We start from the raw sequence: 12,704 nt of genomic DNA, 5'->3' as shown, positions 1-12,704 counted from the left end.
TCACTCACTCCGTAGCGTCGGTCCAAGCCTGGGGCAGCTTGGTCAATCCGAGCCTACGTGCTCCCCGGGCGCTGCGCCCTACGCCGTGAGGACCAACTCTTTCGAGTGAGAGACAGGACGTATGCGTACCTGATGGAGACCTCCTTGTGGGCGGAAATCCCGGGATTCGTTGCCCATCGCGCCCCATTCGAAGGTAGGAAGAGCATGCGCATCATTGCGCACACGCGCACCACCACACGTCAGCGCAGGCAGAGGGAGTGCCGGGTGAGCCAGCCGGAGATGCAGCCCGAGGGGCCACCCCGGGATCCCCGGGATCCCCGGGAGGAGGGCAGCGGACCGATGGCGGCGGGCGATCTGACCGGGCGGCCGTTCCCCCTCGGGGACTGGGGCGAGCCTGCCGAGCGCCTCGACGAGCTCTACCGCCGCGTCGAGGCCGATGCGCTGCGCACCGCCGAGTGGTACCTGTCCGACCGGGCGTGGAAGCGCCGGGGGGCGCGCGTGCTGCGCGTCGGAGCCGCCCTGGGCGCCGTCACGGGCGCCGCGCTGCCGCTGATGGAGCTGACGGGCTCGGCGGCGGGCGCGTCGGCGTACGGGTTCGTGTCGCTGCTGCTGGCGGCGGCCTGCCTGGCCTGCGACCGGTTCTTCGGCCTCACCTCGGGCTGGATGCGGGACGTGGCCACGGCCCAGGCGGTGCAGCGCCGCCTCCAGACCCTGCAGTTCGACTGGGCCTCGGAGAACGTGCGGGAGGTGCTCGGGCCGACCGAGGGCACGGCCAGCGAGGCCGCCGAGCGGTGCCTGACGGTGCTGCGGCGGTTCTCGGAGGACGTGACGGAGCTGGTGCGCTCCGAGACCGCGGAGTGGATGGTGGAATTCAGCTCCGGCCCGGCCCCCCTGGTCATGCAGTCCCTGGGCGCCAACGGGGCCCGCCCGGACGCCTACGTCCCCCCGGCCCGCTTCCCCCTCCCGCCGGGCACCCGCCCCAACATGCCGCGCCAGCGGCCCCCGGAGCAGCCGCGCTGAGGGGGCGCGGGGGGCCTTGGTTTTCGGGGCGGGGGCCGGCGCGCGCCCGGCTCAGCTGAAGATGATCATCGATCCCTGACCCAGGCTCCGCGTGGCAGCGGCGTGCAGCCCCAGCCACACGTGCCGCTCCCGCGCGAACGGACTGTCGTCGTACGGAATCGGCCCCGCGGGCTCCTCCAGCGAGGTCGGCCTCCCCGGCGGAGCAGGCGCGGCGGGCGGGTTCCCGGGGTCTATCCCGATGGCCGGAGCCACCACCCACAGCTCCCGCAGCAGCCCCTGCGCGGACCCCAGCGGCCCTCCGCCGGCCAGCAGTTCCTCGTTCGCCAGCGGAGCCGCGAAGTCCACCGGAACGTACGCCCCGGCATGGTCGTAGTGCCACACCAGGTGCGACTGCTGGGCCGTCGGCTCGAACATCTCCAGCAGCTGCTCGTAGTCCCCGCCCAGCTCGTCCACCGGGGTCACCGGGAGCCCGCAGATCTGGAGCAGGTACGCCCGCCGCAGGAAGTGCAGGGCGTCGTAGTCGAAGCCGGCGACCGGGGCCACGTCCCCGCTCAGGCCCGGCATGTAGGCGAACACGGGCACGGACGGCAGCCCGGCCTCGCCGAGCGCCTTGTCGTACGAGGCGATCTCTTCCGCGAACGGGTTGTCGGGGCTGTGGCACAGCACGTCGACAAGGGGGACCAGCCACAGGTCACAGGCCACGCGGGCTCCGATCAGTCGTTGCCGCCGATCCGGCCAGCGTAGTGCGCCGGACACGCTCCGCGAAGGGGTGCGCAGAACCCGTACTCCTGGAACCCGTACTCCTAGAGCCAGGCGCTCCTAGAGCCCGGCCGCCCAGTCCAGCCCGTGCTGGTTGTACCCCTGCACGATGCGGCGCACCGCGTCGGCGTCGGCGAGGGTCACCGCGTCCACCAGGTCGCTGTGCTTGTCCCACAGCGCCGCCCGCAGCCGCTCCGGATCGCGCTGGAGGTAGGGCACGGCGAAGACCCAGCACTGCACACGGATGCGGTGCAGGAACTCCGAGATGTAGGTGTTCCCGACCAGCTCGCTCAGCTCCCGCCAGAAGCGCAGGTCGTAGCCGATCAGCACTTCGAGCGAACCGCTCTGCACGGCCCTGCGCGCCTCCTCGGCCCGGCGCCGCACGGACACCAGCAACTCGCCCGAACCCATGGCGGCGCCCCGCTCGGCGAGCCTGCGGAAGATCCCGTCCACGACCAGTGAGCGGGCCTCGATCATTCCCCGGAAGTCGTCCACGGAGAAGATCCGCACCCGGAAGCCCCGGTGCTGGACCAGTTCGAGCAGTCCCTGGGCCGAGAGGTCGACCAGCGCCTCGCGGACCGGGGTCGCGGAGACCTCGTACTGCTCGGCGATCTGCTTGACGGTGAACTCGGTCCCGGGCGGCAGGCGTCCCGCGAGCACCTCGTCACGCAGCGCGTCCGCGATCTGCTGGCGAAGTGTGTTGCGGGTGACAGCGCCGCTGCCTGGCATAGGGGTCCGTCTCCTTAGGTGAACTCCGGACACCTTAGGCCAGGCAGCGAGGCTGAAATAGAGCGGTTGTAGAACGGTATGCGAATGTGCCGTCCGCTATCCGGACGTGGTGTGGCGGTCGGCGACCGTCAGCGCCTCGTCCAGCAGCGCCAGCCCCTCCTTCGCCTCCGTCTCCGAAATGGTGCACGGCGGGACGACGTGGGTGCGGTTCATGTTGACGAACGGCCACAGCCCGGAGGCCTTGCAGGCCGCCGCGAATTCGGCCATCGGCGCGTTGTCGGCGCCCGAGGCGTTGTACGGGACGAGGGGCTCGCGCGTCTGCTTGTCCCGTACGAGCTCCAGGGCCCAGAAGGTGCCCAGCCCGCGGACCTCGCCGACCGAGGGGTGCCGCTCGGCGATCTCGGCGAGCGCCGGGCCGATCACGTTCGCGCCGAGGTGGGCGGCGTGCTCGACGATGCCCTCCTCCTCCATCGCGTTGATGGTGGCGACGGCGGCGGCGCAGGCCAGCGGGTGGCCGGAGTACGTGAGTCCGCCCGGGTAGGGGCGGGTCGCGAAGGTCTCGGCGATGGCGGCGGAGATGGCCACGCCGCCGAGCGGCACGTATCCGCTGTTCACGCCCTTCGCGAAGGTGATCAGGTCGGGGGTGACGCCCCAGTGGTCGGCGGCGAACCACTTGCCGGTGCGGCCGAAGCCCGACATGACCTCGTCGAGGATGAAGACGATGCCGTGGCGGTCGCAGAGCTCGCGCACGCCCGCGAGGTAGCCGGGCGGCGGGGTCATGATCCCGGCGGTGCCGGGGACGCTCTCCAGGATGATCGCCGCGATGGTCTGCGGCCCCTCGAAGGCGATGGTGTCGGCGAGGTGGGCGAGGGCGCGCTCGCACTCCTCGGCCTCGGTGGCGGCGTGGAAGGCGGAGCGGTAGAGGTACGGGCCCCAGAAGTGCACGACACCGGCGGCGGCCGTATCGGAGGGCCAGCGGCGCGGGTCGCCGGTGAGGTTGATCGCGGCGGCGGTGGCCCCGTGGTACGAGCGGTAGGTGGACAGCACCTTCTGCCGGCCGGTGTGCAGCCGGGCCATGCGGACGGCGTTCTCGACGGCCTCGGCGCCGCCGTTGGTGAAGAAGATCTTGTCGAGGTCGCCCGGGGTCCGCTCGGCGATGAGGCGTGCGGCCTCGGAGCGGACGTCGACGGCGAAGCCGGGCGCGAGGGTGCAGAGCCGGGCGGCCTGCTCCTGGACGGCGGCGACGACCTTGGGGTGCTGGTGGCCGATGTTGGTATTGACCAGCTGGGAGGAGAAGTCGAGGAAGCGCTTGCCGTCGTAGTCCCAGAAGTACGACCCCTCGGCCCCGGCCACGGCGAGGGGGTCGATCAGGGCCTGGGCGGACCAGGAGTGGAAGACGTGCTTCCGGTCGGCGTCCTTCACTGCGGCGAGGGTGTGCGAGGTGACATGAGGGGTCATGCCGTCACGCTAGAAGTGTGCAGGTGGGACGGGATATCGGCGGACTGTATGGGGGTGGGGGGCCGGTCTCGGCAGTCTGTCTGCCGCGCGGCGGGGCGTTCGGCAGGCAATCGGCATGGATTGACAACATCCTGTCATTATGACAGTCTCTTGTCATAGAGCGGATCGCAAGGACAGTACGCAGGAGCACGAGCACGAGCACGGCAGCACAGAGGACGAGCACCGCACAGAGCAGGCCCTGAACGTCAACGCCAGTCAACGCCGGAGGCGATCACGATGAACGAGACCCCGCGCAAGCCCGTCCACCTCGCCGTCTACGACACGTACGCGGACTGGGAGACCGGCCACACCACCGCACACCTGACCCAGCGCGGTCACCAGGTCCGCACCGTCGCCCTGTCCGCGGAGCGGCCCGTCACCACCATGGGCGGCGTACGCATCCAGCCCGACCAGGCGCTGGCCGAGCTGCGGCCGCAGGACTCCTCGCTGCTGATCCTCACCGGCGCCGCGCTCTGGGACACCGGCGAGGAGCTGGCGCCGTTCGCGGCGAAGGCCCGGGAGTTCCTGGACGCCGGCGTTCCGGTCGCGGCGATCTGCGGAGCCACGGCCGGGCTCGCCCGGGAGGGCCTGCTGGACGGGCGCGCCCACACCAGCGCGGTCTCCTTCTACCTGGCGGAGCAGCCGGGGTACGGGGGCGCCGAGCACTACGTCGAGGCCGACGCGGTGACGGACGGCGACCTGATCACGGCGGGGCCGACGGAGCCGGTGGCCTTCGCCCGCGAGGTCTTCGCGCGGCTGGACGTGTACAAGCCGGACGTACTGGACGCGTGGTACCGCCTCTTCCACGACTCGGACGCGAGCGCGTACCCGGTCCTGATGGCGGCGGAGGAGTCGGGCGATGCGTGAGGCGGAGGGTGAGCGTGAGGCGGGTGGTGAGCATGAGGCGGGTCCTGGGTCGGACGCGGGGCCGGAGCGTGATGCGGGGCCTGGGAGGGACGCCGAGCCGTTGTCGCTCCGTGCTCGTCAGGACCTCCTGAGCCGGACCGCGCTCGGAGTGTTCCGCCTCAACGGCCAGTTCCTCGCGGTATCGGAGGAGCTGGCCCGCCCGGCCGGCCTGACCGCCGCGTGGTGGCAGGTGCTCGGCGCCGTGCTCCGGGAGCCGCTCCCGGTCGCGGGGATCGCCCGGGCCATGGGCATCACGCGGCAGAGCGTCCAGCGCATCGCCGACCTGCTCGCCGCCAAGGGCCTCGCGGAGTACGTACCGAACCCTGCCCACCGCCGCGCCAAGCTCCTGCGCCCGACCGAAGCGGGCCGCGCGGCGATCGCCCGCATCACCCCGGGCCACGCCTCCCTGGCCACCCGCCTGGCGGAGGAACTGGGCGACGCGGCGTTCGCGGAAACGGTGCACGTCCTGGACCGCCTGACGAAGGCCCTGGACGCGATGGCCGAGCCGCGGGCCGACGGCTAGCCGGTCCGGGGACGCGGCGGCGCGGGAGTACTGGACGAGCCGGGGCCAGGACCCGGCTCCACGCTGGCGCGCGGGCTACGTGGAGACGCTGTCGGCCGCCGGCTGAGCCCGGCCGGCCGAGCGGCGGACGGTTTTCCGGACCCTTACGCCCCGCCGAGTACGTCCAGCTCCTCCCCGATGGCGGCCCGCAGGCCGTCGTGGCGCTCGCTCAGCGCGTGCCGTTCGTCGCGCCAGTACTCCTCCCCGTACAACCACACGGGTAGCCGGACCAGGTCGGCGGGCTCCCAGTCGTACCGCGGCCAGATGTGGGCGTGGAGGTACGGGTCGGTGTTGCCCAGGATCTCGATGTTGACGCGGCGGAACGCGGGGTCGAGGCGGCGGCAGGCTCGTTCGACGGCTTCGGCGAGCCGCTCCATGTCGGTGAGGTACGCGGTCCTGCGCGCCCGGGGCAGGTCGGAGAGTCGGGTCACCGCGGGATCGTCGGTCAGCAGGACCGAGTACCCGGGCAGGAACTGCCGGTCCCCGATCACGGCGAAGCCCGATTCGAGGCGGCGCAGGACGGTCGGGTTCTGCCCCCGGTGTGCGGTGCCGATGCGGTCGTGACGCCAGTCGGTTTCGATCATCCAGCGACCTTAACCGGCGGGTCTGGCCGGGGGAGTTCGGGATCGGCGTTGCCCTCAGGTATCCCCTGTCATACCTGAGAGCTATGCAGGAACACGGCTCTGGAGCGGGACGCCGATGAGGGGTCTCGATTTCTAACTTCGGTGGCAGAGAAGGGCGCTGACGGCTCTTCCCGAGCGGAGGAAGAGACGATGGCGGCGGGGACGACCACGAGCACGAAGAGCGCTGCGGCAAGGGCAACAGCGACGGCAACGGCGACGGCGACGGCGATGCCGGAGGCGGGCGGTCGTGGCCGTGTTCGTGACCGTGGCCGTGGCCGCGGCCGTGGTCGTGGCCGTGGCCCGGCGGGTATCGCCCGTCACCTGGCGGGGCCCGGTCGGCCGCGCCGGACCCTGCTGGCGGCGCTGGTCGCTGCGGCCGTCGTGGTTCCGGTGTCCGCCGCCGCCTCCCCCAACGTCCCCGCGCCCATACCCGCGGCGTTCGCCGAGTCCGCCGCGCCCCTCGACCGGTACGCGGCCAACCGGGCCAACCTGGCCGAGGCGGCGCGGATGGCGGCGGACGCCGGACGCACCGGGCGGGCGGCGAGGCTGCGCGCCATGGACGCGGCCGGTACGGCGCGGTTCCTCGCCTTCGACGGCCGTGGAAGCGGCCGGGCCGTCGAGGTGTTCGGCGATCTGGAGACCGCCGACCGGGTCGCCGTCCTGGTGCCCGGGTCCGATACGACGCTCGACACCTACCAGAGGTTCCGTGCCGGGGCCGTCTCCCTCCAGCAGCGCCTCCAGGCCGCGCATCCGCGCTCCGCCGTGGTCGCCTGGCTGGGGTACGACACCCCCGGCACGGTCAGCACGACCGTCCTGACCGCAGCCCGCGCCGACGAGGCCGCCGCCGAACTGGGGCCCTTCCTCGACCGGTTGCGGGACATGGCCGGACCGGGCGCCCGGCTCTCGCTGCTCTGCCACTCGTACGGCTCGGTGGTCTGCGCCCGTACGGAGACCGGGCCGGCGGTCGCCGACATCGTGCTGTTCGGCAGCCCGGGCACCGGGGCCGATTCCGCCCGGGACCTCCCGACGGGTGCCCGGGTCTGGGCGGGGCGGGGCAGCGGCGACTGGATCGGCCATGTCCCGCACGCCCGGCTCGGCGCGATCGGCTTCGGCACCGACCCCGTCGACCCCGCCTTCGGAGCCCGGGCGTTCGCCGCCGGCGCCGTCGGGCACAGCGACTACCTCAAGCCCGGCACCGAGTCCCTGGACCACCTGTCCGCCATCGTCCTCGGCGCCGCCGACGTCTCCGGCGCCCCCGCGACCGCGACCCCCTCGGAGGTTTCCCGTGCGTGAGCTCCGTACCCGCTGGTCCGCCCTGGCCGAGGGCATCGACGCGGCGACCCCGGCCTGCCGCGACCGCGCCGTGGACGCGCTGCGGGCCTTCGCGATCCTCGGCGTGGTCCTCGGCCACTGGCTGGTCACCGCCCTGACCACCGCCGACGGCGGGCTGAGCAACACCAGTCCGCTGGCGTACACGAGCATGCTCGCCCCGGTGTCCTGGGTGTTCCAGACACTGGCCGTCTTCTTCCTCGTCGGCGGCCGGGTCGCCGCCCGCGGCTGGGCCTCGGCGCGGGAGCGCGGGGACTCGTACCGCAGTTGGGTCGGCGGGCGGCTGGGCCGGCTCTTCCGCCCGGTCGCCGCCGTGCTCGTCCTGTGGACGGTCGTCGCGGGCGGGATGCTGGTCGGCGGGGTGGCCATCCCCACCGTGCAGACGCTGGTCAAGCTGGTGCTGTCACCGCTGTGGTTCCTGCTCGTGTTCGCGGTGCTGACCGCCGCGACCCCGCTCGTGGCCCGGCTCCATCCGCTGTGGCCACTGGCCGTGGTGGCGGGTGTCGACCTGTGGCGGTTCGGGCTCGGCGGGCCCGAGTGGGTCGGCTGGGTCAATGTGGCCGCCGGCTGGCTCGTCCCCTACACCCTGGGCGCCGCATGGTCCCGGGGTGCGTTCGCCCGGCGCGGGCCCGCGGTCCTGCTGGTCGCGGCGGGCACGGTCGCCACGGCCGCGCTGATCCTGTGGGGCGGGTATCCGGCGTCGATGGTCGGCGTGCCCGGGGCGGCCGTGTCGAACCTGAACCCGCCGACGCTCGCCGCGGTCGCGTTCGGACTGGCCCAGTGCGGGCTGGCCCTGCTGCTGCGCGAGCCGCTCGCCCGGGCCATGCGGAGGCCGGGCGCCTGGGCTGCGGTGGCCCTGCTGAACCTCTCCGCCATGACCGTCTTCCTCTGGCACCAGACCGCCATGATGGCCGTCACCGCCCTCGGGCTGCTGGCCCCCGCCGACCTGCCCGGGCTGCACACCGTGCCCGACTCCCTGATGTGGATACCGGCCCGGCTGCTGTGGCTGCCCGTGTTCGCCGTCGCTTTGACGGTGTGCTGGGCCGCGTTCCGCGCGTACGAGCGCGGCGGCCGCCCGGCACCGGAGGGAACCAGCCGCATCGTCGCCGGCTCCGACCGCCGGGCGACGGCCCCCGTCGAGGAGATCACCCATGCCTAGGCTGGAGCCCGTGACCAAGCCGAGCGAGTCCCCCGTACCCGACGCCCGCGGGCGCTCTGACGGCCGTCCCGCGCTGCGCGGCCTTGCCCGGGACCTGCTCACCCTGGAGTGGAACCCGCTGCCCCGCATGTCGCGGCCGCGCTGGCTGGCCTGGCTGCCGCACGCGGTCGTCGGCTACGCGGCCGTGGTCTCGTGCGCCCTCACGGTCATGCAGCTCGAGGACCACTACGAGGTCTCGGGCGGCCCGGTCGTCGCCTTGGCCCTGCTGACCGGTGCCTCCATCGTGCTCGGGATGTTCCGGCCCCTCGCCGGCTGGTGGCTCGGCCTCGTCACCGCGGCCCTGATCGCGTGGACGATCCACGACCGGGTCGGCCAGGGCCAGTCCTGGCCGTGGACACCCGCCGGGGCCTTCACGTTCGCACCGCTGATCCTGCTGGCGGCCCTGCGGGTGCCGCCCCGGGTGACGGTCGGGGTCGTGGGGGTCTCGGTCCTCTGCTCCGGGCTGGCCGAGGCCGTCTTCAGGCCACCGGGGAGTCAGTCGCTTGTCGCGGGCGTGGCACTGCTCTTCGGCTTCGTCGGCGTCCTCGGCTATGCGCTCCGCGCGACGCGCCTGGCCCGCGGCAAGCTCGTCGAGCAGGAGTCCCTCACCGCCGAGGAGCGCGCCCGGCGCACGCTGCTGGAGGAGCGCAGCCGTATCGCCCGCGAGCTGCACGACGTCGTCGCGCACCACATGTCGGTCATCTCCATCCAGGCGCAGGTCGCCCCGCACCTCGTGGAGAACCCGTCGCAGGAGCTCAAGGAGAACCTCGCGGGCATCCGGGAGAACGCCCTGGAAGCCCTCACGGAGCTGCGGCGGGTGCTGGGCGTGCTGCGCTCCGAGCAGGCCGACGATCCGCAGGCCCCGCAACACCCGCAGCCGACCCTCGCCGAGCTGGACAGCCTCGTGGACAACGTGCGGGGAGCCGGGCTGCACGTCACCACCGAGATAGCGGGCATACGCCGGCCGTTGACACCCGGCGTCGAGCTCACCGCGTACCGGATCGTGCAGGAGGCACTGAGCAACTGCCTGCGCCACGCGCCCGGTTCGAAGGTGGAGGTCGGCATCGCGTACGGGCCTCGCGACCTGCACCTGTGCGTGGCCAACTCCGCGCCGACCCGGCGTGCGGCGCCTTCGCCCGGTGCGGGGCACGGGCTGCTCGGGATGCGCGAGCGGGCAGGCATGCTGGGGGGCGAGCTGGCCGCCGGTCCCCTGCCCGACGGCGGGTACGAGGTGACCGCGGTACTTCCGATGGATCCACGGGTCTCGCCCGGCGGTTCCGCATCCGAGACGACGAGGGATTCATGAGCACCCCGATCAAGGTGATGATCGCCGACGACCAGATGATGGTCCGGCAGGGCTTCACCGTGCTTCTCAACGCCCAGCCCGACATCGAGGTGGTCGGCCAGGCCGTCGACGGAGCGGACGCCGTGGCCAAGACCGGCGAACTGGGCCCGGACGTGGTCCTGATGGACATCCGCATGCCGGGGATGGGCGGCATCGAGGCCACGTCCGTCATCACGGGCGCCCCGGGCGCCACCGTGAAGGTGCTGGTGCTGACCACCTTCGACCTCGACGAGTACGTGTATGAGGCGCTGCGGGCCGGGGCCTCCGGGTTCCTGCTGAAGGACGCGTCGGCCGACCAGCTCGCGGAGGCCGTGCGGGTGGTGGCCGCCGGGGAGGCACTGCTCTCGCCGAACATCACGAAGCGGCTGATCACCGAGTTCTCCCGGCTGGGGGCGCCGCGGGCGCCGTCGCGGGCGCGGATCGACGAGCTGACCGAGCGGGAGACCGAGGTGCTGACCCTCGTCGCCCAGGGTCTGTCGAACGCGGAGATCGCGGCCCACCTGACCGTGGCCGAGCAGACGGTGAAGACCCATGTGGGCCGGATCCTGGTGAAGCTGGGGCTGCGAGACCGCACCCAGGCCGCCGTGTTCGCGTACGAGACCGGGCTGGTCCGTCCGACGGGCTACTGAGATCACCCGCGTAGTACCTGAGAGGGACCTGCGGAAATCCCCTTGGGCGGCGACGCGGATGACGCCGGCACCGGCCTACGGTTGTGTGTATGACCGAGACGACCACCGGGGGGACAGCCCGGACGCCTGAAATCCAAATGGCATCGGGGGTGATCGAGACCCTGCGCCAGGACCTCTTCACCGACATCTTCGCCTACCGGCCTCTGCCACTGGTGGAGACCCAGGGGCGCTTCGGGCGCCGGCTGCCCGGGGCGATACGCAAGTACGCGCCGTGGAGGCAGTATGCGGCGGTGGCGGGCCTGGCGTTCTTCGTCGTGCTGTTCACGGGCGCCACGCACTCTCCCTACATGGGCGACGCCGGCAAACTCGCCGTGGGGCTCATAGCCGCGGCCCCGGTGCTGATGACGCTGGTGCGGCCGGTGGCCGCGTGGTGGGCGGCCGTGGCGATGACGCTGGTGCTCGCCGTGATCGGTGGGGGCGCGGGCTGGCCCTGGAGCCCGGGCAGCTTCCTCTCCTACCTCACGGTGATGGTCCTCGTCACCCTGCGGACCGGCCCGCGGGTCGCGGCCTGGATGTGGACGCTGACCCTCGCGCTCGGCTTCGGGATGTCGGTGCTGCTCGGCAACGGGTTCGGGACCGGTCTGCCGCAGATGGCGGTGACCTCGGCGTTCGCGCTGGCGATCGCGAGCAGCATCCAGATACGCCGCTCCGCGAAGGCCGAGGTGAGCGCGCAGCAGGAGGTCACGGCCGTCGAGCGGGACAAGCGGACGCTGCTCGAGGAGCGGACGACGATCGCGCGGGAGCTGCACGACGTGGTCGCTCACCACATGTCGGTGGTGGCGATCCAGGCGGAGGCCGCGCCGTACCGGGTGAAGAACCCGCCGCCGGAGCTGGAGGCGGCGTTCGTCACCATCCGGGAGAACGCGGTGGCGGCTCTGACGGAGCTGCGGCGGGTGCTGGGTGTGGTGCGCTCCGCGGACTATGAGGCTCCGGACGCCCCGCAGCCGACGCTGGCCTCGCTGGACGGGCTGCTGGCCAATGTGCGCGAGGCGGGGCTGAGCGTGGACAAGACGGTCACGGGCGCCGTGCGGGAACTGCCTCAGGGGGTCGAGCTGTCGGCCTACCGGATCATCCAGGAGGCGCTGAGCAACACGCTGCGGCACGCGCCGGGGTCGGCCGCCTCGATCGAGGTCTCCTATGTGCTGGGCGGCCTGGGGATACGCGTCGTCAACGGGCCGGCGACCGGGGACGTACGGCCCTCGCCGGGGGCCGGGCACGGGATCACGGGGATGCGGGAGCGCGTGGCCATGCTGGAAGGGGAGATGACGGCCGGCGCCACGGCGGCGGGCGGGTACGAGGTGGCGGTGTTCATACCGGTGCCCCACCGTGCGGAGCCCGCGGCCGAGTCCCAGAAGGACACCGGGACGGGGACGGGGGTGGCGACGCCATGACGATCAGAGTGCTGATCGTCGACGACCAGATGATGGTGCGCGAGGGCTTCTCCGTCCTGCTGAACGCCATGGAGGGCATCGAGGTCGTCGGCGAGGCCGTCGACGGCCGTGAGGCCATCGCACAGGTGGCGGCGCTGCGGCCGGATGTGGTGCTGATGGACATCCGGATGCCGCTGATGAACGGGCTGGAGGCGACGCGGGAGATCGTGGCCGCCGACACGGACGCGAAGGTGCTGGTCCTGACGACCTTCGACCTCGACGAGTACGTGTACCAGGCACTGCGGGCCGGGGCCTCCGGGTTCCTGCTCAAGGACGCGTCGGCCCGTCAGCTGGCCGATGGGGTACGGGTGGTGGCGGCCGGGGAAGCGCTGTTGGCGCCGTCGGTGACCAAGCGGCTGATCTCGGAGTTCTCGAAGCTCGCCGAGACACCGAGGGTCGCGGATCCGGCGGGGCTGGGCGAGTTGACGGACCGTGAGAAGGAGGTGCTGGTGCTGATCGCGCAGGGGCTGTCCAACGGGGAGATAGCCGGCCGGCTGATCGTCGCCGAGTCCACCATCAAGACCCATGTCAGCCGCATCCTGGTGAAGCTGGGCCTGCGCGACCGGACCCAGGCCGCCGTGTTCGCCTATGAGACCCGGCTGGTGACTCCGTCGTAG

General features: G+C 72.5%; 13 protein-coding genes. 9 read left to right on the top strand and 4 right to left on the bottom strand.

Features of this window, described 5'->3' with window-relative positions:
• Window positions 1-264: 264 nt before the first annotated feature.
• Window positions 265-1,020, top strand: coding sequence for an SLATT domain-containing protein (locus ACFWP3_RS01195; protein WP_384215316.1), 756 nt, complete (start codon window positions 265-267; stop codon window positions 1,018-1,020).
• 51 nt (window positions 1,021-1,071) lie between these two features.
• Here ACFWP3_RS01195 and ACFWP3_RS01190 read toward each other — a convergent pair whose 3' ends face one another.
• The 3 genes from ACFWP3_RS01190 to ACFWP3_RS01180 form a co-directional block, all read right to left on the bottom strand.
• On the bottom strand, window positions 1,072-1,722 hold the full coding sequence (locus ACFWP3_RS01190) for a hypothetical protein (protein WP_384215315.1): 651 nt from the start codon (window positions 1,720-1,722) through the stop codon (window positions 1,072-1,074).
• Between the two features lie 117 nt (window positions 1,723-1,839).
• Window positions 1,840-2,508 carry a GntR family transcriptional regulator gene (locus ACFWP3_RS01185; protein WP_384215314.1) on the bottom strand — a complete coding sequence of 223 codons (669 nt, stop codon included), beginning with the start codon at window positions 2,506-2,508 and terminating at the stop codon, window positions 1,840-1,842.
• 96 nt (window positions 2,509-2,604) lie between these two features.
• Window positions 2,605-3,966, bottom strand: a complete 1,362-nt coding sequence (locus tag ACFWP3_RS01180; RefSeq protein ID WP_384215313.1) for an aspartate aminotransferase family protein — start codon at window positions 3,964-3,966, stop codon at window positions 2,605-2,607.
• 276 nt (window positions 3,967-4,242) lie between these two features.
• Between ACFWP3_RS01180 and ACFWP3_RS01175 the strand changes: the two genes are divergently transcribed.
• Both ACFWP3_RS01175 and ACFWP3_RS01170 read left to right on the top strand, forming a co-directional pair.
• Entirely contained in the window at window positions 4,243-4,872 is a 630-nt protein-coding gene (locus ACFWP3_RS01175; RefSeq protein ID WP_384215312.1) for a DJ-1/PfpI family protein, read from the top strand.
• A gap of 100 nt (window positions 4,873-4,972) precedes the next feature.
• Complete coding sequence (locus ACFWP3_RS01170) at window positions 4,973-5,434, top strand: MarR family winged helix-turn-helix transcriptional regulator (RefSeq protein ID WP_384215311.1); 462 nt, start codon at window positions 4,973-4,975, stop codon at window positions 5,432-5,434.
• A gap of 143 nt (window positions 5,435-5,577) precedes the next feature.
• Here the strand turns inward: ACFWP3_RS01170 and ACFWP3_RS01165 are convergent, their stop codons facing one another.
• Window positions 5,578-6,054 (bottom strand): HIT family protein, encoded by a 477-nt coding sequence (locus ACFWP3_RS01165; protein WP_384215338.1) that lies wholly within the window; start codon window positions 6,052-6,054, stop codon window positions 5,578-5,580.
• A gap of 432 nt (window positions 6,055-6,486) precedes the next feature.
• On the opposite strand from ACFWP3_RS01165, the gene ACFWP3_RS01160 reads away from it, so the two are divergent.
• From ACFWP3_RS01160 to ACFWP3_RS01135, 6 genes are all read left to right on the top strand, one after another.
• Window positions 6,487-7,389, top strand: coding sequence for an alpha/beta hydrolase (locus ACFWP3_RS01160; protein ID WP_384215310.1), 903 nt, complete (start codon window positions 6,487-6,489; stop codon window positions 7,387-7,389).
• Window positions 7,382-8,584 carry an acyltransferase gene (locus ACFWP3_RS01155; RefSeq protein ID WP_384215309.1) on the top strand — a complete coding sequence of 401 codons (1,203 nt, stop codon included), beginning with the start codon at window positions 7,382-7,384 and terminating at the stop codon, window positions 8,582-8,584. Before ACFWP3_RS01160 ends, ACFWP3_RS01155 begins: the two co-directional genes overlap by 8 nt.
• Window positions 8,585-8,594: 10 nt before the next feature.
• On the top strand, window positions 8,595-9,929 hold the full coding sequence (locus ACFWP3_RS01150; RefSeq protein WP_384215308.1) for a sensor histidine kinase: 1,335 nt from the start codon (window positions 8,595-8,597) through the stop codon (window positions 9,927-9,929).
• Window positions 9,926-10,597, top strand: a complete 672-nt coding sequence (locus ACFWP3_RS01145) for a response regulator (protein ID WP_384215307.1) — start codon at window positions 9,926-9,928, stop codon at window positions 10,595-10,597. Before ACFWP3_RS01150 ends, ACFWP3_RS01145 begins: the two co-directional genes overlap by 4 nt.
• Window positions 10,598-10,686: 89 nt before the next feature.
• Complete coding sequence (locus tag ACFWP3_RS01140) at window positions 10,687-12,048, top strand: sensor histidine kinase (RefSeq protein WP_384215306.1); 1,362 nt, start codon at window positions 10,687-10,689, stop codon at window positions 12,046-12,048.
• Complete coding sequence (locus tag ACFWP3_RS01135; RefSeq protein ID WP_384215305.1) at window positions 12,045-12,704, top strand: response regulator; 660 nt, start codon at window positions 12,045-12,047, stop codon at window positions 12,702-12,704. Before ACFWP3_RS01140 ends, ACFWP3_RS01135 begins: the two co-directional genes overlap by 4 nt.

This window comes from Streptomyces sp. NPDC058525 (assembly GCF_042719495.1).
GTDB lineage: Bacteria > Actinomycetota > Actinomycetes > Streptomycetales > Streptomycetaceae > Streptomyces.
The sequence above is the reverse complement of the archived record's forward strand: the minus strand, read 5'-3'. Positions and strand labels throughout refer to the sequence as shown.

Bases quoted from the DNA above. Each gene is read 5' to 3' on its own strand.
- ACFWP3_RS01185 (WP_384215314.1), bottom strand. From the start codon at position 2,508: ATGCCAGGCAGCGGCGCTGTCACCCGCAACACACTTCGCCAGCAGATC.
- ACFWP3_RS01180 (WP_384215313.1), bottom strand. From the start codon at position 3,966: ATGACCCCTCATGTCACCTCGCACACCCTCGCCGCAGTGAAGGACGCC.
- ACFWP3_RS01175 (WP_384215312.1), top strand. From the start codon at position 4,243: ATGAACGAGACCCCGCGCAAGCCCGTCCACCTCGCCGTCTACGACACG.
- ACFWP3_RS01145 (WP_384215307.1), top strand. From the start codon at position 9,926: ATGAGCACCCCGATCAAGGTGATGATCGCCGACGACCAGATGATGGTC.
- ACFWP3_RS01140 (WP_384215306.1), top strand. From the start codon at position 10,687: ATGACCGAGACGACCACCGGGGGGACAGCCCGGACGCCTGAAATCCAA.
- ACFWP3_RS01135 (WP_384215305.1), top strand. From the start codon at position 12,045: ATGACGATCAGAGTGCTGATCGTCGACGACCAGATGATGGTGCGCGAG.